The organism is Staphylococcus sp. TE8, from assembly GCF_000692055.1.
GTDB classification, from domain to species: Bacteria; Bacillota; Bacilli; order Staphylococcales; family Staphylococcaceae; genus Staphylococcus; species Staphylococcus capitis.
Genome location: NZ_JMGB01000003.1, coordinates 76,949 through 96,354, shown reverse-complemented (window position 1 = coordinate 96,354; position 19,406 = coordinate 76,949). Strand labels below are relative to the sequence as shown.

General features: G+C 33.3%; 17 protein-coding genes. 4 read left to right on the top strand and 13 right to left on the bottom strand.

Going from position 1 to position 19,406, the window contains the following annotated elements:
• Positions 1 to 4: 4 nt before the first annotated feature.
• Positions 5 to 1,462: an Asp-tRNA(Asn)/Glu-tRNA(Gln) amidotransferase subunit GatA gene (gene gatA, locus CM54_RS10900; protein ID WP_037551188.1), complete on the bottom strand. Its 1,458-nt coding sequence runs from the start codon at positions 1,460 to 1,462 to the stop codon at positions 5 to 7.
• Between the two features lies 1 nt (position 1,463).
• Positions 1,464 to 1,766 (bottom strand): Asp-tRNA(Asn)/Glu-tRNA(Gln) amidotransferase subunit GatC, encoded by a 303-nt coding sequence (gene gatC / locus CM54_RS10895; RefSeq protein WP_002435888.1) that lies wholly within the window; start codon positions 1,764 to 1,766, stop codon positions 1,464 to 1,466.
• 379 nt (positions 1,767 to 2,145) lie between these two features.
• On the opposite strand from gatC, the gene putP reads away from it, so the two are divergent.
• Positions 2,146 to 3,681, top strand: a complete 1,536-nt coding sequence (putP, locus tag CM54_RS10890) for a sodium/proline symporter PutP (protein WP_037551186.1) — start codon at positions 2,146 to 2,148, stop codon at positions 3,679 to 3,681.
• Between the two features lie 73 nt (positions 3,682 to 3,754).
• Here the strand turns inward: putP and CM54_RS10885 are convergent, their stop codons facing one another.
• The 10 genes from CM54_RS10885 to CM54_RS10840 form a co-directional block, all read right to left on the bottom strand.
• On the bottom strand, positions 3,755 to 4,963 hold the full coding sequence (locus CM54_RS10885; protein WP_037551184.1) for a CamS family sex pheromone protein: 1,209 nt from the start codon (positions 4,961 to 4,963) through the stop codon (positions 3,755 to 3,757).
• 12 nt (positions 4,964 to 4,975) lie between these two features.
• A complete protein-coding gene (ligA, locus tag CM54_RS10880) occupies positions 4,976 to 6,979 on the bottom strand; it encodes an NAD-dependent DNA ligase LigA (protein WP_037551183.1) in 2,004 nt (667 codons plus the stop codon).
• A gap of 7 nt (positions 6,980 to 6,986) precedes the next feature.
• A complete protein-coding gene (gene pcrA / locus CM54_RS10875) occupies positions 6,987 to 9,182 on the bottom strand; it encodes a DNA helicase PcrA (protein ID WP_037551181.1) in 2,196 nt (731 codons plus the stop codon).
• Entirely contained in the window at positions 9,182 to 9,871 is a 690-nt protein-coding gene (locus CM54_RS10870) for a heptaprenylglyceryl phosphate synthase (protein WP_037551179.1), read from the bottom strand. Before CM54_RS10870 ends, pcrA begins: the two co-directional genes overlap by 1 nt.
• 305 nt (positions 9,872 to 10,176) lie before the next feature.
• Positions 10,177 to 10,479: a YerC/YecD family TrpR-related protein gene (locus CM54_RS10865; RefSeq protein WP_002435940.1), complete on the bottom strand. Its 303-nt coding sequence runs from the start codon at positions 10,477 to 10,479 to the stop codon at positions 10,177 to 10,179.
• A gap of 123 nt (positions 10,480 to 10,602) precedes the next feature.
• On the bottom strand, positions 10,603 to 11,898 hold the full coding sequence (gene purB, locus CM54_RS10860) for an adenylosuccinate lyase (RefSeq protein WP_037551177.1): 1,296 nt from the start codon (positions 11,896 to 11,898) through the stop codon (positions 10,603 to 10,605).
• A 281-nt stretch (positions 11,899 to 12,179) separates the two neighbouring features.
• Positions 12,180 to 12,359 carry an NETI motif-containing protein gene (locus tag CM54_RS10855; protein WP_002469715.1) on the bottom strand — a complete coding sequence of 60 codons (180 nt, stop codon included), beginning with the start codon at positions 12,357 to 12,359 and terminating at the stop codon, positions 12,180 to 12,182.
• The gene (locus tag CM54_RS10850) at positions 12,343 to 12,969 is read right to left on the bottom strand and encodes a DUF2179 domain-containing protein (protein WP_037551175.1); all 627 of its coding nucleotides are present in this window, start codon (positions 12,967 to 12,969) and stop codon (positions 12,343 to 12,345) included. The genes CM54_RS10855 and CM54_RS10850 overlap by 17 nt, the downstream gene beginning before the upstream one ends.
• Positions 12,970 to 13,054: 85 nt before the next feature.
• A complete protein-coding gene (gene nadE / locus CM54_RS10845; protein WP_037551173.1) occupies positions 13,055 to 13,876 on the bottom strand; it encodes an ammonia-dependent NAD(+) synthetase in 822 nt (273 codons plus the stop codon).
• Complete coding sequence (locus tag CM54_RS10840; protein WP_037551171.1) at positions 13,869 to 15,338, bottom strand: nicotinate phosphoribosyltransferase; 1,470 nt, start codon at positions 15,336 to 15,338, stop codon at positions 13,869 to 13,871. Before CM54_RS10840 ends, nadE begins: the two co-directional genes overlap by 8 nt.
• A gap of 207 nt (positions 15,339 to 15,545) precedes the next feature.
• Between CM54_RS10840 and CM54_RS10835 the strand changes: the two genes are divergently transcribed.
• Both CM54_RS10835 and CM54_RS10830 read left to right on the top strand, forming a co-directional pair.
• On the top strand, positions 15,546 to 16,613 hold the full coding sequence (locus tag CM54_RS10835; protein WP_037551170.1) for a nitric oxide synthase oxygenase: 1,068 nt from the start codon (positions 15,546 to 15,548) through the stop codon (positions 16,611 to 16,613).
• Between the two features lie 17 nt (positions 16,614 to 16,630).
• Positions 16,631 to 17,434 (top strand): prephenate dehydratase, encoded by an 804-nt coding sequence (locus tag CM54_RS10830; RefSeq protein WP_037551168.1) that lies wholly within the window; start codon positions 16,631 to 16,633, stop codon positions 17,432 to 17,434.
• 108 nt (positions 17,435 to 17,542) lie between these two features.
• On the opposite strand, the gene CM54_RS10825 is transcribed toward CM54_RS10830, so the two are convergent.
• On the bottom strand, positions 17,543 to 18,628 hold the full coding sequence (locus tag CM54_RS10825; protein ID WP_037551166.1) for a glycosyl hydrolase family 28-related protein: 1,086 nt from the start codon (positions 18,626 to 18,628) through the stop codon (positions 17,543 to 17,545).
• A gap of 197 nt (positions 18,629 to 18,825) precedes the next feature.
• Between CM54_RS10825 and CM54_RS10820 the strand changes: the two genes are divergently transcribed.
• Positions 18,826 to 19,380: a cysteine hydrolase family protein gene (locus CM54_RS10820; RefSeq protein ID WP_037551164.1), complete on the top strand. Its 555-nt coding sequence runs from the start codon at positions 18,826 to 18,828 to the stop codon at positions 19,378 to 19,380.
• Positions 19,381 to 19,406 lie beyond the last annotated feature (26 nt).

Genomic DNA, 19,406 nt, shown 5'->3' with positions numbered 1-19,406 from the left:
CTCCTTATAATTTTTCGTATGCGTCATGTAAGTTGTATTGTGTTTCATATTGATAAGCTACACGATATAACGTCTTTTCATCGAAAGGTTTACCGATAAATTGTAAACCAATTGGTCGTCCGTTAGATTGTCCGCAAGGAACAGAAATACCAGGTAAACCAGCTAAGTTAACTGGTGTTGTTAGTAAATCATTTGCATACATAGTTAATGGATCATCAATTTCTTCGCCTAAATTAAATGCAGTTGTTGGCGCAGTTGGTCCTACCACTACATCATATTCTTCAAATACTTTATCAAAATCATTTTTAATTAATGTTCTCACTTTTTGAGACTTTTTATAGTAAGCATCGTAGTAACCTGAGCTTAAAGCGAATGTTCCTAAGAAGATACGACGTTTAACTTCAGCTCCGAAGCCTTCAGATCTTGACATTTTATATAACTCTTCTAACGATTGAGCTTCTTTTGAATGGTAGCCATAACGGATGCCATCAAAACGAGCTAAGTTTGCAGATGCTTCAGATGATGCAATTACATAATAAGAAGGAATACCATATTTAGTGTTAGGTAATGAAACTTCTCCTACTTCAGCACCTAAAGATTTTAACGTCTCAACAGCTTCTTTAACAGACGTTTTGACTTCTTCACTTACACCTTCTCCTAAGTATTCTTTAGGTAAAGCTACTTTAAGACCTTTGATATCTTTACCAATATCTGAAGTGAAATCAACATCTTCTACTGGTGCACTAGTTGAATCATTTGCATCTACACCTGAAATTGTTTCAAGTACAATTGCGTTATCTTTAACGTTGCGTGTAATAGGACCAATTTGATCTAAAGAAGAAGCAAAAGCCACTAAACCAAAACGTGATACACGTCCATATGTAGGTTTCATACCTACGACACCACAATATGCTGTTGGTTGTCTGATAGAACCTCCTGTATCAGATCCTAAACTAAATGGTACTAAACCTGCTGCAACAGCTGCTGCTGAACCACCAGAAGAACCTCCAGGTACTGCTGTATGATCGAATGGGTTTAACGTTTTCTTAAAGTAAGATGTTTCAGTTGAACCACCCATTGCAAACTCATCCATATTTAATTTACCAATAAGTACGGCATTTTCTCCATGTAATTTATTCATTACAGTAGACTCGTATATTGGTACGAATCCTTCAAGCATTTTACTCGCACATGTAGTTTCTACATCTTTGGTAATAATATTATCTTTAATTCCCATAGGAATACCGAATAATTTACCGTCCATTTGATCTTTCGCTTGTAAATCATCTAGTTCTTCTGCTTTTTTAATAGCATTCTCTTTATCTAAAGCTAAGAAAGATTTGATAGTTGGGTCTGTTTCTTCAATAGCTTCATAAATATCTTTAACAACTTCAGAAGGTTTAATTTCTTTGTTCTTAATCATTTCTGTTAATTTTTCAACAGATTCATAGCGAATACTCATCTTAAGCGTCCTCCCCATTCATGATGGATGGCACTTTAAATTGTCCATCTTCTGTTTCTTTTGCATTTTTCAATGCTAATTCTTGAGGAATGCCCTCGATTGCTTTATCGTCACGTAACACGTTTTGTAAATCTAATACGTGATAAGTTGGCTCAACACCTTCAGTATCAGCACTATCATTTTGTTTCGCAAAATCTAAAATACTTTCTAAGGTATTAGCCATTTCTTCTGTTTCTTCAGAAGAAATTTGAAGTCTAGCTAAATTAGCAATATGTTCAACTTCTTCACGTGTAACTTTAGTCATTAAATAAAAGCCTCCTTAATACTCATTCATCATCAAATTGTATCAAATTTCGCTATAAAAATCTAAGTTTTTATAACGATGTTAGATAAAATAAAGGCTTGATATATCAGCCTTTATAAACTTCCTTAAATTAGGTTACATATTTAAGTTAATTCAATCTTACATAATAACATTCATGCAACTTCTACTTTTAAATTTTAAATAATATGCAATTTTATACAATCGAAAGTTAATTTCAAACTTTCGAGTAAGCGCTTTCTATACTGGTATTAAAGCTATTATTTTACAAATATTGAATTTTTACTTTTCTGAACATTTCATTATCATGTATAATATTACAAATAACTTATTTAAAAACAAAGTAAAGGGAGTGTTTCATATGCTGACATTAGGTTCTACACTCAGTAACCAAGTCGATGCGAATTGGCAAACATACATTATGATTGCTGCTTACTTTATTATTCTGCTCGTTATCGGCTTTTACGGTTACAAACAAGCTACGGGCAATTTAAGTGAATTTATGCTAGGAGGACGTAATATAGGACCATATATTACAGCTTTATCAGCAGGTGCTTCTGATATGAGTGGCTGGATGATTATGGGACTTCCAGGTTCAGTCTATAGCACAGGTCTTTCTGCCATATGGATAACAATAGGTTTAACACTTGGTGCATATATCAACTATTTCGTCGTCGCTCCTAGATTACGAGTCTATACAGAAATTGCTGGGGATGCCATCACCTTACCTGATTTCTTCAAGAATAGATTGAATGATAACCAAAATGTGATTAAAATTATTTCCGGATTAATTATTGTTGTCTTCTTTACTTTATATACTCATTCTGGATTCGTTTCAGGTGGTAAATTATTCGAAAGTGCCTTCGGACTTAATTACCATTTTGGATTGATATTAGTTGCACTCATCGTTATCCTATACACCTTTTTCGGAGGTTATTTAGCTGTATCAATTACTGACTTTTTCCAAGGCGTGATTATGCTTATTGCAATGGTAATGGTACCTATTGTTGCCCTTTTAAAATTAAATGGATGGGACACGTTTCATGAAGTGGCACAAATGAAACCAACAAATTTAGATTTATTTAGAGGGACAACTGTAATTGGTATTATATCTCTATTTTCTTGGGGACTTGGTTACTTTGGACAACCACATATCATAGTACGATTCATGTCTATTAAATCTCATAAGTTATTACCTAAAGCAAGACGTTTAGGAATTAGTTGGATGGCAATAGGTTTACTTGGTGCAGTGGGAGTTGGTTTAACAGGTATCGCGTTTATTTCTGAAAAACACATCAAATTAGAAGATCCAGAAACACTATTTATTGTTATGAGCCAAGTTTTATTCCACCCTCTTGTTGGTGGTTTCTTGTTAGCGGCAATTTTAGCTGCAATTATGAGCACTATTTCTTCCCAACTATTAGTAACATCTAGTTCTTTAACTGAAGATTTTTATAAACTTATACGGGGTGAAGATAAAGCAGCAGCTCATCAAAAAGAATTTGTAATGGTAGGCCGTTTGTCAGTACTAGTTGTTGCCATTGTTGCAATAGCTATCGCTGGGCATCCAAATGACACAATTCTTAACCTTGTGGGTAATGCTTGGGCAGGTTTTGGTGCTGCATTTAGCCCACTTGTACTATTTTCACTGTATTGGAAAGACCTCACACGTGCTGGAGCCGTGAGTGGTATGATTGCAGGTTCTCTAGTCGTTATCATTTGGATAGCATGGATTAAACCACTTGCTTCGGTCAACGAATTATTTGGAATGTACGAAATTATTCCAGGCTTTATCATCAGCGTAATGGTTACTTATTTTGTAAGTAAATTAACTAAGAAGCCAGGTACTTTCGTTGAAAATGACTTAAACAAAGTGAAGCAAATCGTTCGAGAATAAATTCTAAATTTAACATTAAAATAGGCGCCTTCGACTTTATCACTTATACTAGTCGAAGGCGCCTATAACTATATTAATTATGATAGATATGAACTTGTGGTTCTTTATCACCTTTCGATTTGCTAATTAATGCACGAGGTGTATTACCATCTTTGATGCGAATTTCATACTCATCAATATTATCAAAATATTTTTCAGCTTGCTCTGTAACATATTGAGTAATACCAATAGTTTCAGCTTGCCCATAATAATCGATTGGTAAATCAACAGTTAATTGTTTTGGTTTCTTATTAATAAATTTCACTTTACCTACTGCTTGAGTAAAGTTAGAGAAGTAGGATTGTAAATTATCATTAAATTGTTTGAAATTATTATTTAATGTTTCATTATAATCCTCTGCAGTTGAAGAAGGAAGCAAGGCTGATTTTTCTTTAATAGCGTCCCATTCATTAATTTTCGTTTTACCATCATCTGCAGTTGCACCAGCAATAAATTCACCTGGTGTAATAGAATCTTGGCCTGATTGTTTATAAATTGCAAAATGAATTGGTATATCTTTTAAATCGCTATTTTCACGTAAGCGAGATAACATTTCACTTGCCATTTGTTTACCTTGTTTTTCAATTTCTTTATCATCTAATTTTTTACTATATGTTTCTCCATCTTTCTCTTTTTGATAATAGTAAACACTATTCATAGCTAGTCCAATCGTCATGCCTTTGATATTTTTAGCTTTAGAATCATTATTACCATAAAAATCTTGTTCTAGTATATTTGAAAGATAAGCTGGTGATTGTTTTGCTATTTTTTCTTCGTCTGTTTCACCATTGTGTGAAGGATTAAGACCAAGGTTTTCATTCGCTTTCTTACTTTTCTTCTCGTTCTCACTCATCTTATCAATTTCTTTTTTCGTGTATTTAGGATTTAAATAGGCATTAATTGTCTTCTTATCTAAATACTGTCCATCTTGGTAAAGATATTTATTTGTCGGGAATACTTCTTTACTTAAAGTCAATAAGCCACTTTCAAAATCTTCACCGTTATAGCTATTTGCCATATTATCTTGCAAGAGACCTCTCGCTTGGCTTTCTTTAAAAGGTAAAATTGTTCTATAATTATCTCCTTGAACATTTTTGTCTGTTGCAATTTGTTTTACTTGGTTCGTATTTTGACTATTCTTACTTCCACTTTCATCTTTATCAGATTGGTTATCTTTTTGATTGTTATTACATGCAGCTAATAAAAATATTGTCGAAATGAGTAAAATAATTGTTCGCTTCATCGACGTACTCCTCTAATTATTTAATTCTTTTTGTTTTTTAGCAAATTCATCTTCAGTCCAAATTTCTGTACCAAACTTTTCAGCTTTAGCAAGTTTAGAACCTGCATCAGCACCGGCTATAACAATATCTGTACTTTTAGTAACACTACTTGTTACTTTAGCCCCTTGCATTTCTAACCATTGTGTAGCTTCACTTCTTGTCATTTGTTCTAGTTTACCAGTTAATACAATAGTTTTACCATTAAATTCAGGATGGCCCTCAATTTCTGTAGTTTTAATTCCTTTATAATTCATATTAACATTTTTGTCTTTTAATTTTTGAATTAAAGCACGAATATCTTGATTTTCTAAATAAGTGACAACAGATTGAGCTAGTTTATCACCTATATCATGTATCGCTACAAGTTCTTCCTCAGTCACATTTAATAAACGATCCATCGTTTCATATTTCTCTGCTAGAACTTGGCTTGCTTTAACACCTAAATGTCTGATACCTAGACCAAATAATAAATGTTCAAGTGAGTTATCTTTAGCTTTCTCTATAGCAGCTAATAGATTCTCAACTTTTTTATTACCCATACGTTCTAAAGGAAGCAAGTCTTCTTCTTTAAGATAAAAGATATCTGCAACATCTTTGATTAACTCATTTTCATATAATTGTTGAATAATTTTTGTTCCAAGTCCATCAATGTTCATTGCTTGTCTAGAGACGAAATGTATTAGTCCTTCTATAAGTTGTGCTTGACATTTAGGATTGATGCAACGAAGTGCAACTTCACCCTCTATTCTAACCAACTCATGATCGCAACTTGGGCAATGTGTTGGCATATGATATGTCTTGGCATCCTTTGGTCGTCTATCTAATATGCTCTTGACTACTTCAGGTATGATGTCACCAGCCTTCTTAACTACTACACTGTCACCAATACGAATATCTCTTTCATGTATGAGGTCCTCATTATGTAAAGACGCTCTTGAAACAGTTGTACCTGCTACTCTAACGGGTTCAAGAATAGCTGTTGGAGTTACTACACCAGTTCTCCCTATGCTTAACTCGATATCTAATAATTTTGAAACGACTTCTTCAGCAGGAAATTTGTAGGCAATTGCCCATCTTGGAGATTTCTGTGTGTACCCCATTTCCTCTTGTTGATCTAAATCATTTACTTTAATAACGATACCGTCAATATCATATGATAAAGACTCTCTTTTCTCAGTCCATTTCTCTATATAGTCGAGAACACCATCAATATCAGCTACTCGTTCTCTTTCTTGGTTTGTTTTAAAACCTAAGTCATCAAGTTCTTGTAAAGCCCCACTTTGAGTTGTTGCATCAAACTCAGTTAAATCATTTACGCTATACAAGAAGACACTTAACTTTCTTTTGGCTGCAAGTTTAGAATCAAGTTGTCTTAAAGATCCTGCTGCTGCATTTCTTGGATTCGCAAAAGGTTGTTCACCATTCTCTTCCTTTTCCGCATTTAGATTCATAAATGATTGTCTAGGCATATAGGCTTCTCCACGCACCTCAAAATTAAGTGGTTCCTTAATTTTTAATGGTATAGCGTGGATAGTTCTTAAATTCTCAGTAATATCCTCTCCAGTAGTGCCATCACCTCGTGTCAATCCTTGAACGAATCTACCATTTTGATACTTGAGAGAAACAGCTAATCCATCGATTTTTAGTTCGCACATATACTCGACGTTTCCGATATTTTCTCTAATACGTTGGTCGAACTTTCTTAAATCTTCTTCATTAAATGCATTCCCTAAACTTAACATTGGTGTATCATGATTTACCTTTTCAAATGAGGACTGCGCCTCCCCACCTACACGTACAGTTGGTGAATCAGCAGTCTTATATTCAGGATGCTTCTCTTCAATGTCTATAAGTTCATGTAATAATTTATCATATTCACTATCTGGTACAGATGGATTATCCTGTACATAATATTCATAGCTATATTGGTTTAATAAATCATGTAGTTCATTTACACGAGATTGTAAAACTTCCATCCCCTTATTAGTCCTCCTTCTTCTCTATTGGCGCAAATTGAGCAAGTAAACGTTTAGGTCCTTCAGATTTAAATATGATATCCAATTCTACCGAACCATTTTTCTCATTTACATTGCTAACCATTCCTTCACCCCAAGCTTTGTGAGTCACCTTGTCTCCTACTTTCCATTCTGAAGACGAAACTTGTTTCTTAGATGAAGTCATTCGTTTGCTAAATCCTCTTTTCTGTTGTGGTTTAGCTTTAGGTTGTTGGATTGTTTGACGTTTATTACCAGTATGACTTTCAAGTAACTCTTCTGGAATTTCCTTTAAAAATCTAGAAGGCATATTGGATTGTGAACGTCCAAATAACATTCTTGTAGTGGCATTCGTGACATATAATAATTCTTCAGCACGGGTAATTGCCACATAACAAATTCGACGTTCTTCTTCCATTTCATGATCATCATCTGCTTTAATAGCTCGAATATGAGGGAATAGTGATTCTTCCATACCCATAATAAAGACAATTGGAAACTCTAAACCTTTCGCAGAGTGCATAGTCATCATCGTTACACCACTTTGTGTATCTGCTTCATCTATATCAGCGACAAGTGATAAATCAGTTAAGAAATTGATTAAAGATTGTTCTTCTAATGGTGTATTTTCCTCATAGTCTTTCGGTACAGACATAAATTCATCTAAGTTTTCTAAACGACTACGTGATTCAAGTGTCTGCTCTCTCTCTAACATGTCACGATAACCTGATTTTTTTAAGACTTCCTCTACAATTTCACTTATTTCAAGAAATTCTTGTTCCTTAATTAAATGAGTTATTGTCTCATAAAAGTTAATGCATTCTTGTGTAACCTTCTTAGAGAGACCAATAAAGTCCACTTCTCCTAATGCATCGAACATACTTATATTGCTTTGAACTGCATAGGTTTGAATCTTCTCAACTGAAGAAGGCCCTATTCCTCTTTTAGGAACATTAATAATACGCTGTAAACTAATATCATCGTTACTATTCGCAATCACGCGTAAATAGCTTAGTAAGTCTTTGATTTCTTTACGGTCATAGAACTTTTGACCTCCAACCATAGTGTATGGAATGTTAGATTTCATGAATGTTTCCTCTAGTACACGTGATTGTGCATTAGTTCTATAAAGTATTGCCATATCGCTATACTTCTTACCATTTCTTTGATGTTTCATAATTTCTTTCACAACATACTCAGCTTCATCACGTTCTGTCATCGCTTCATAATATTGGATTTTGTCTCCACCTTTATTTGCAGTCCATAATCCCTTAGGTTTACGTTCTGAATTGTTTTTAATCACTTCATTAGCTGCATTTAAAATATTTTTAGTAGAACGATAATTCTGCTCTAGGAAAATGGTCTTCGCTTCAGGATAATCCTCTTCGAAAGATAAAATGTTTTGTATATCAGCACCACGCCAACCATAGATAGATTGATCTGAGTCACCTACAACGCAAAGATTTTTAAATTTATTAGCAAGTAATTTCACTAAAGTGTACTGCGCTTTGTTTGTATCTTGATATTCATCGACATGAATATATTGAAACTTATTTTGATAATATTCTAGCGCATCAGGAACACGTTCAAAGAGGTTTATTGTAGTCATTATTAAATCATCAAAGTCTAATGCTTCATTTCGTGATAATTGTCTTTGATAACCTTTGTATACAGTAGCAACCATTTGTGAGTGAAAGTCATTTGCTTCTTTTTGAGCATCATCTGGTGTTTTCAATTCATTTTTAAGATTACTTATTGCTCCAATGAACATTCTTGGTTCAAAACGCTTGCTATCTATGTTTTCATTTTTCAAAACATCTTTAATAACAGATTTTTGGTCAGTAGGATCAATGATAGTGAAATTGCGTTCTATTCCAATTCTATCTGCATCCCTTCTTAAGATTCTCACGCACATAGAATGGAATGTGGACATCCAAATAACTTGAGCCTCTTCTCCGACCAATTGTTCAACACGTTCTTTCATTTCTTTAGCTGCTTTATTCGTAAAAGTAATCGCTAAAATATTGTAAGGAGACACATCTTTTTCATCTAATAAATAAGCAATACGATGTGTTAATACGCGTGTTTTCCCTGACCCCGCGCCAGCCATAATAAGCAATGGCCCTTCAGTCGTTCTTACGGCTTCACTTTGTTCTGTATTCATATTCTTTACTAGCGAATTCATTAATTAGACTCCTTTATTTTTACAGTTTTTAGCGCTTTTTTAATATCAGTATATATAATATTTCTTACGATAATCGTATCTGCAAAGTCAGCCATTTCTTGAGCTTGACCTAAATTTGAGATACCCCCACCATAGAAGAGTTGTGTTTCAGTAAGCATTTGAGATACGGCCTTTACTTTTTCTATGTCACCATATGCCCCACTATATTCTAAATACATAACAGGGAAATGATAGAGTTCATTAGCCATCTGCGCATATGCTTCAACATCTTCAATATTTAATTCCGTTTGAGCTCCAGTTTTGCGTGCAACTTTACTATCTGAATTCAGTATTAAATACCCTTCAAATATTACTTCCTCAAAGTTTATTACATGACCAAATTGTTTGAGAGCTTCTAATAAAATACCATTATGATATGTTGTATCATTACTATTCATCACTGTAGGAATAAAATAAAAATCAAATCCAGGCATTACACTTTCAACATTTGAAATCTCTAATGCAAGTGGTAATGGATAACGTCTCACTCTACTCATTAAATGAATGACATTATCCTCGGTTACATTATCCGTACCACCAATCATAATTGCATCTGTATTTGACATGCATATTGCTTCTAAATCATCGTCAGATATTGACTTAGCCGGATCTAGTTTAAATATATGTTTCCACTTTGTTATGTCATACATTTTCTGAAACTCCTTTATTTAACATACCCTAAATTATAGCATTTTTAAGTGTTAAGTTCTAAAGAGTAAAAAAGATAATAATACATCATTTCAGATAAAACTTAATGATTTTAAAGATAACTGAATCTTAGATTTTTCAAAGTTAAATCTTTATATCTTGCACATCTTGATAATATATTTGATTAACCACTTATTACCACAAATATTAAAAAGACTTCAAAAAGTGGATTAACACTTCTTGAAGCCTAAATATATAAAACATAAAAATTAATTCTTAGAACATTTACTAAATCATTCAAATGCTTTTATGACTTTGTTTCTATATTAAGTCTATCTAAAATCATAGTATATGCATCATTACCCCATTGTAACGAACGCTTAACTCTAGATATCGTTGCAGTTGATGCACCAGATTCGTCTTCAATCGTTGCATACGTATAACCTTGTTTAATCATTTTAGCAACTTGAAGTCTCTGAGATAGCGACTGTATTTCATTCACAGTGCATAAATCATCGAAAAACTGATAGCATTCTTCTCTATTTTCTAGCGCTAGGATCGCATCAAATAATTCATCCAATGCTTGCCCACGTAATTTTTCAATTTGCATCTCGAACAACCCCTATACACTTATTATTTTATCATTTTAACGTACTAATTAGTTAAAGTGTAGTAGATTCAATGAAAAAAGTATAGGATTTAAGTCGCATTTATCACATTTAGTTTATCATTTTTATTCTAATCCAGCACGCTCGAAAATTGTATCAACTTGATTAAGATGGTGTTTAGGATTGAAACACTCGTCCAATTCTTCTTTAGATAGAACATTTGTGATGGTATCGTCTTGTTCAATTAATTCTCTAAATGGTGTTTTAGTTTCCCAAGATTCCATTGCTTTTGGTTGAACTTTATCATAGGCTTCTTCCCTAACCATTCCCTTATTAATTAAAGCTAATAATACACGTTGTGAGAAAATCAAACCAAATGTTTTATCAATGTTAGTTCTCATATTATCTTCAAATACAGTAAGGCGATCTACAATATTTGTGAATCGGTTTAATGCATAATCTAAAGCAATTGTTACATCTGGTAACATGATTCTTTCTGCAGATGAATGAGAAATATCTCGCTCATGCCAAAGAGGTACATTTTCATATGCTGTAGTAATATATCCACGAATTACTCGTGAAATACCTGTAATATTTTCAGAACCAATAGGGTTACGTTTATGCGGCATAGCTGATGAACCCTTTTGTCCTTTAGCGAAAGCTTCTTCTACTTCACGTGTTTCTGTTTTTTGTAGGTTACGGATTTCCACTGCAAATTTCTCTAAGGAAGTAGCAATTAACGCTAGAGTAGCAATATAGTATGCATGTCGATCTCTCTGTAATGTTTGAGTAGAAACTGGTGCAGTATCAATGCCTAAGTGCTTACAAACATATGCCTCAATTTCTGGAGGAATATTAGCAAATGTACCTACTGCACCACTCATTTTACCCACTTCAATCTCTTTACGCACTTCTTTAAAGCGTTTAAGGTTACGTTTCATTTCTGTATACCAAAGTGCCATTTTAACACCGAAAGTAGTCGGTTCAGCATGGACACCATGTGTGCGCCCCATCATTAATGTATATTTATAATTCTTAGCCTTTTCAGCTAATACTTCAATAAATCTTTCTAAGTCTTTCTCAATGATTTCATTTGCTTGTTTAACAACAAAGCTTAATGCGGTATCTACAACATCTGTTGAAGTAAGACCATAGTGAACCCATTTTCTTTCTTCACCAAGCGTTTCAGACACTTGTCTTGTAAAAGCTACAACATCATGACGTGTTTCCAGTTCAATTTCTTTTGCACGATCAACGTCAACTTTAGCATTTTCACGAATTTTTTTGACATCTTCTTTAGGGATATATCCTAATTCACTCCATGCCTCGCATGCTAATATTTCTACTTCTAACCATGCCTCATAGCGATTTTGATCTGTCCAAATTTTAGACATTTCTTCTCTTGAATAGCGTTCAATCATTCTTTAATAACTCCAATCGTATGTATTATTGCAGATTTTAAAAACTGTACATTAAACTTGATTTTTTCAAAAAAGTTCGTATTTAACTCGTTGGTTATAGTTTAACAAAACTATAGCTAAATGTATAAATGTTTTTTCCTTATATTCATATTTTATTGTAATTACTTTAGAAACTCAATTAACTATAAAAAAAGAGTAGAATAGATATCTGACTTTCAAAACAAATATCCGTTCTACTCAAAATTTTAAAAAGCACCACAATAGAAATTTGCATTATGGATTTAATTAATAGGTTTACCCACAAAAATTATATCCTGTTTGAGCACTTCTATACTTCCATCTTTATTTTCTTTATAGACTGGTTTTTCCATTCTACGAGTTGGCATAAAACCTTCTTCGCGCATACGAGCTAAGCAATCAGCAATGGTCTCATTATCTTCAACTTTAAACTTTTTGCTCATTTGTCTTCGCACTTTCTAATTCTTCATGTTCTACTACAACATCTAGATGTTCTGGCTCGTAAGCTTTAAGTTTACGTCTGCGTACCCCTTTAACCCAGAATCCACCATGAATATTTCTAGGTTCATAAGCAATGATAAACGCTTTAGGGTCAAGGTTTTTTATGGTATCCATGAGCTTAAATTCATATTTACGTGGCGTTAAAATTTGCATAACCATTCGACTACCATCACGTCCAAACGCTTCATAGTGAGTTACACCATAACCTAAATTTCTTAATTCATTAGGTAAATCTAATTCATACTCTGACGAAGTCACATTGACTACGGTATAACCTAACGCTAGTTTTTCTTCTATCTTCATACCAACGATGATTCCAACTGAAAAGCCTAATGCATATGCAAAAATGGTTTGAATTTGATCTAAACTGGACATAACTAATCCTAAACCAACAACATATACAAGTACTTCAAGGAAACTTACCACTGCAGCAATATAACGATAGCCTTTCAATGTTAAAATGGTTCTCATCGTCAAGAATGTGACATAACAGACATTGATTACAAATATGGCCAATACCATTAGCCATGGATTATGAGCGATTGCCGACATATTATTCCTCTTTTCTAACTATAAATCCAAATCATTTTACCAGTCACACATTATTTTGTCACTAAGAATAATTTTATTTCAAATTTTAGTTTTTAGGCCAAGTATATCTAGTATATGCAAGTTCACGTTTGTGTGCATTTCTAACATAATGTGTCTCAATAGTTTCTCGCGCTTCAGCGGGTATATCTTTACCTTCGAGATAATCATCTATTTGATCATAAGTCACACCTAGAGCTTCCTCATCAGGTAATTGTGGCTTATCATCTTCTAAGTCTGCAGTTGGTACTTTCTCATATAAATGTTTTGGTGCATTTAAATACTTTAATAACTGCTTACCTTGTCTTTTGTCCAATCCAAAAATTGGAGCAATATCAGCCGCACCATCACCATATTTAGTATAGAAACCAGTAATGTTCTCAGCAGAATGATCAGTTCCAACAACGATTCCACTTTGGTTTGAAGCAATCGAAAATTGAACTTTCATACGTTCTCGAGCTTTTTCATTTCCTCTTTGAAAATCTGTCAATTCGATACCCGCTTCCTTAAGAGATTGGACGCTTTGGTCTACTGCAGGTTTGATATTAACTGTAACTGTTTCATCAGGTTCTATAAATTGCAGTGCATCTTCTACTTCATCAGCATCCTTTTGTACACCATACGGTAATTTAACTGCTATAAACTTACATTCACGTCCCTCAGAGCGTAATTCATTTACAGCTAACTGTACAATTTTTCCTGTTAATGTAGAATCTTGTCCTCCAGAAATTCCAAGTACTAGCGATTTAATAAAAGAATGAGATTGAACATAAGACTTAATGAAATGTTTGATTTCATTTACTTCTTTTTCACTATCAATCTGTTGTTTAACTTTCATTTCTTTAACAACAATATCTTGTAATTTACTCATGATCTTCCTCCATCTCTTTAACACGTTCTGCTACTTCAAAGATACGTTTATGTTTGTTTTCCCAACATTTAGCACTTAAATCTACAGGATATTCTTGAGGGTTTAAGTAACGCTTATTTTCCTCCCAAAGTGTATCTAAACTTTTAGTTAAATATGCCTGAGCTTCACGTTCGCTAGGAAGTTGATATACTAACTTACCAGCTTCAAAGATGGTATGATGTAAATCTTTCGCTTCAAATGATTTAATAAATTTCATTTTATACGTATGTACTGGATGGAATAGTTTGAGAGGTTTTTCAGTTGATGGATCTTCTCCTTCAAGCGTAATATAGTCACCTTCTGCTTTTCCAGTCTTTTTATTAATAATGCGATAGACATTCTTCTTACCAGGAGTTGTTACTTTTTCAGCATTATTAGAAAGCTTGATTCTATCACTAAAAGTACCATCCTCCGTTTCAATGGCTACTAGTTTATATACTGCACCGAGTGCAGGTTGATCATAACCAGTAATTAATTTGGTTCCCACACCCCATGCGTCCACTTTAGCTCCTTGTGCTTTTAAACTTGTTATTGTTTGCTCATCCAAATCATTTGAAGCAATAATTTTAGCTTCTGTGAAGCCAGCTTCGTCTAACATACGTCTTGCCTCTTTAGATAAATAAGCGATATCTCCAGAATCTAATCTAATTCCAATAAAGTTGATAGTGTCACCCAACTCTTTAGCTACTTTTATTGCTGTAGGCACACCCGATTTTAATGTATGGAAAGTATCTACCAAAAAGACGCAATTTTTATGTCGTTCAGCATATTTTTTAAATGCTGTATACTCCTCACCATATGTTTGAACTAATGCATGCGCATGCGTACCTGAAACTGGTATATCGAATAGCTTACCCGCTCTTACATTACTAGTTGAGTCAAATCCACCAATAAAGGCTGCGCGAGCCCCCCACAAGCCAGCATCAATTTCTTGACCTCTTCTAGTTCCAAATTCCATCAATGTATCATTCATAGCGATTTGTCTGATTCTACTCGCCTTAGTCGCTATAAGTGTGTGGAAATTAATTATATTTAATAAAATTGTTTCAATAAGTTGAGCTTGAATTAAAGGAGCCTCAACTCTTATTAATGGCTCATTACCGAAACATAATTCCCCCTCTTGCATAGAGCGAATATTACCTGTAAATTTTAAATTCTTTAGATAACTTAGAAAATCATCTTTATAGCCTATTGTTTTTAAATAGTCTATATCAGCATCAGAGAAACCAAAATTCTCTATAAAGTCAATTACACGTTTTAAACCATTAAAAACCGCATAACCACTGTTGAAAGGCATGCTTCTAAAATATAAATCAAAAATAGCAGTTCTTTCGTGAATGCCGTCATTCCAGTAGCTTTCCGCCATATTAATTTGATATAAGTCATTTTGTAGCATTAAGCTGTCATCTTTAAATTGGTACACTCAAATCTCTCCAATCAACCGAGTCATTTACGACTAGTTTATCATAATTCACATTGTGAAAGTAAACGACTTACCTAAGAAATCAGAATGTTATAATAGTTTTTAAATTTGGTTGTCACAAAACTCTAAACGACAAATTCATGACAATTGAATATTTTAACTGAGTATTTTTAAAACCTCGATTATAATACGGATGAGGTGTTTTAAATGTTATTAGATGAAGCTAAATCATTTATTCAAACCATGTTTAATGAATTAAATTATAGCTCGAGTGAAACTCAACAAAGACTTAATGAAATTGAAGAAGAAATTAAAGAAACAGGAAGCTACACCCATACTTATGAAGAATTGGTATATGGAGCGAAAATGGCATGGAGAAATTCTAATCGTTGTATTGGGAGACTTTTTTGGGAATCTCTAAATGTGGAAGATGCGCGTCATGTTGAAAATGAAGAAGAATTCATTGATACAATTCACCAACATATAAATAAAGCGACTAATAATGGTAAAATCAAGCCACTTATTACAATTTATTCACCCAAAAATGGCCCTAAAATATATAATAATCAGCTTATTCGTTACGCAGGTCATGACAAAGCAGGAGATCCATCTGAGAAAAAAGTGACACGATTGGCTCAACATTTAGGATGGAGCAGTGAGGGTACAGATTTCGATATATTACCTTTGATATATCAAATGCCTAATGAAGCACTAAAATTTCATGAGTATCCAAAACATCTTATTAAAGAGGTACCTATATTTCATGACCAGTATCCAAAATTAGCACATTTAAATTTAAAATGGTATGCAGTGCCAATCATTTCCAATATGGATTTAAAAATTGGCGGAATCATTTATCCTACTGCACCGTTTAATGGATGGTATATGGTAACTGAGATAGGTGTACGTAATTTCATAGATAGTTATCGTTATAATCTTTTAGAAAAAGTTGCAGAAGCCTTCGAATTTGATACACTTAAAAATAATTCATTTAATAAGGATCGAGCACTTTTAGAATTAAACTATGCCGTATATCATTCCTTTAAAGCTGAGGGCGTTTCTATTGTCGACCATTTAACTGCCTCAAAGCAGTTTGAAATGTTTGAACGAAATGAACTAAAGCATGATAGACACGTGACTGGTAAATGGTCATGGTTAGCACCACCTTTATCGCCAACGTTAACATCTAACTATCATCATGGTTATGATAATACGATGCGATCAACTAATTTCTACTATAAAAAGAATGAACCTATGAAGTGCCCTTTTCATTAAAATTATAGGGGTGAAACATGCGATTATATTATTTAGGACCTAAGGGAACTTTCTCTTATCTCGCTTCACAAAAACTTATTTTAGAAAATGATATCGAATATTTAGCTAAGTCAAACCTTCACGAAGTGATTAAAGCAGTCTCAAGTGACGATAACTCAATCGGTATCGTGCCCATAGAAAATTCTATCGAAGGTACGATTAACATCGTAGCTGACGCATTAGCTGAACAAAAAATTTATGCTCATGGTGAAATTCACTTAGATATTGATTTTGCATTGTATGGCTATCCTTCTGATAGTTTACATGACATTAAAAAAGTCTACTCAATCGCGCCTGCTATCAGTCAAACAACCAATTATATACACCAACATCAATTTCTGTACGATTATACAGATAGTACAATTCAAAGTTTAGATAAAATAGCCAAAGGTATAGGTGCTATTGCGCCTTTAGGTAGCGGAGAAACTTATGGATATCAACCTATTGATTTGCATATTCAAGATTATCCGCATAATGTCACACGCTTTTTAATTGTTAAAAATCATACACACTTTGATGATAATACCAATACAACCATGTTCTTAATTACCCCTCAGTATGATAAACCTGGTTTGTTAGCGAGTGTATTAAATACTTTTGCATTATTTAATATCAACCTCTCATGGATTGAATCACGACCTTTAAAAACTCAATTGGGAATGTACCGCTTCTTCGTACAGGCAGACACACCTGTAACCAACGATGTTAATAAAGTGATTACTATTTTAAAAACGTTAGATTTTACAGTAAATTTAATAGGTTCGTTTAATAAAAGATTTTAGAAATTCAAATATTTAAATAACCCGCTAAACAAAAATTATTTAGCGGGTTTATTGTTTAATTTATTTATTTTTTAATGATGCTTAAGATTTATTAATATATTTGCATAGCTATTCGACATTAATTTTTTCGACTTTTAAAAATTTCTCTTCCTGATTAAGAGTTAGATCTTTTATATCCTCTAGATGTAGAGTTTGCGTTGAATCATCGAAATGATTACCTGCTATAAATACATGTTGATGTTTCACATCATTATAACTCCTTATATGAACTGCATCTCTCTCCATCTTTCCTGTAAAGGTATTACCAATCACATTGAAATTTTCCCCTGCTTGTGTACCCATAACTTGACCTGTTTGAGGGTCTGCTGCATTTTTACCATCTTTCACGCCAAGAAATCGTATACCACCATTACATGATTTGAATTCATTTTTTGAAATAAATGTATTCTTAGACTTTAGCGGTGTTAAAGCAAATTCTTTCAATTTATCAAACACATTATTTCTAATATGAATATTGTCATAAAATCTATTATAGCGACTTGCGTGTGAACCTATTGCACGATTCCATGCTTTCATTTTCGGATGATCAGAATTACCAAAATAACAATTCTCTATAACAACATTCTTAGTAATCGTACCATCAGTTGTGCCGAATTTAGGAAATGCACCTGGCACTTGAATGTCTAATTGAACTGCTTCTGAAAATGAACGATCTCCATCTATGTCGAGAAAACCCTCGAATGAACAATCTGTAATATGTAAGCCATTTAAACCACATGCATCTAATGCATGTCCACCAACTATATTTTTAAAGGTTACGCCGATAAGTTGAATATCTTCAGCATGACCTATACTCATAGCAGTATTGTTGTATGGAAAGTCGCCCCCATTCATATCAAACGTGCCACCTTTAATATAAATATGACTATTTCCAGAATATTTATGGTAAAAAATATAAGGTTTACCATTTTTTAGCAATGCATCTTTCCCTACTCGCAAAAGAACTGCCTCATCATCGAGTAGCAACGTTGTAGAATCATAAATGACCAAAGCTTTTCTAATATGATATGTACCTTTTGGGATAAAAACAGTGTGTTTACCTTTTTTGGCATAATTTAATGCTTTTTGAATTGCTCTTGTGTCTTTATATTTATTTTCTCCAGTTAAACCAAATTCCCTGGCATTAATGAACATTCGGTAATCCCCCCGTTTTATAAAAAATAATGATTGTATGCTTGATGTGAACTCTATATACTAAAGTTATATTTCATTAATGATATTGTATTTATTTTAAAAATTAATTTTAGTATAAATACACATCAAAAAGTCTTATTTATATATAAATATACCAATATAGTGCTTTTTAAACACATTTGAGGGAGGATGTTTTAATGAATAAAAACGCACTAATTATAGTGGATTATTCTATTGATTTTATTGCTAATGATGGAAAACTTACTTGTGGGAAGCCTGGTCAAGAAATAGAGGATTATATTTTAAGTAGAATTGAAACGTATCTTAACCATCAAGAAGATATCTTTTTTACAATGGATGTCCATTATGAGAATGACCTGTACCACCCTGAGACACAACTTTTTCCACCTCATAACATTTATGGGACAAATGGCCGTAGTTTATATGGAAAAGTTGGTGAAATATACGAGAAAAACAAGCATAATTCACAAGTCCATTACTTGGATAAAACAAGATATGATTCATTTTATGGTACACCATTAGATAGTTTGTTGAGAGAACGTGATATTAAAAATGTAGAAATTGTAGGTGTTTGCACGGATATATGTGTGTTACATACAGCGATTTCAGCCTATAACTTAGGTTATAACGTCACAATTCCAAGCCGAGGTGTAGCATCCTTTAACCAAGAAGGGCATATTTGGGCACTAGCGCATTTCCAAAACTCACTAGGTGCTAAGGTAGAAGATTAAACTAAAATCATGCTAAAATGTGATTA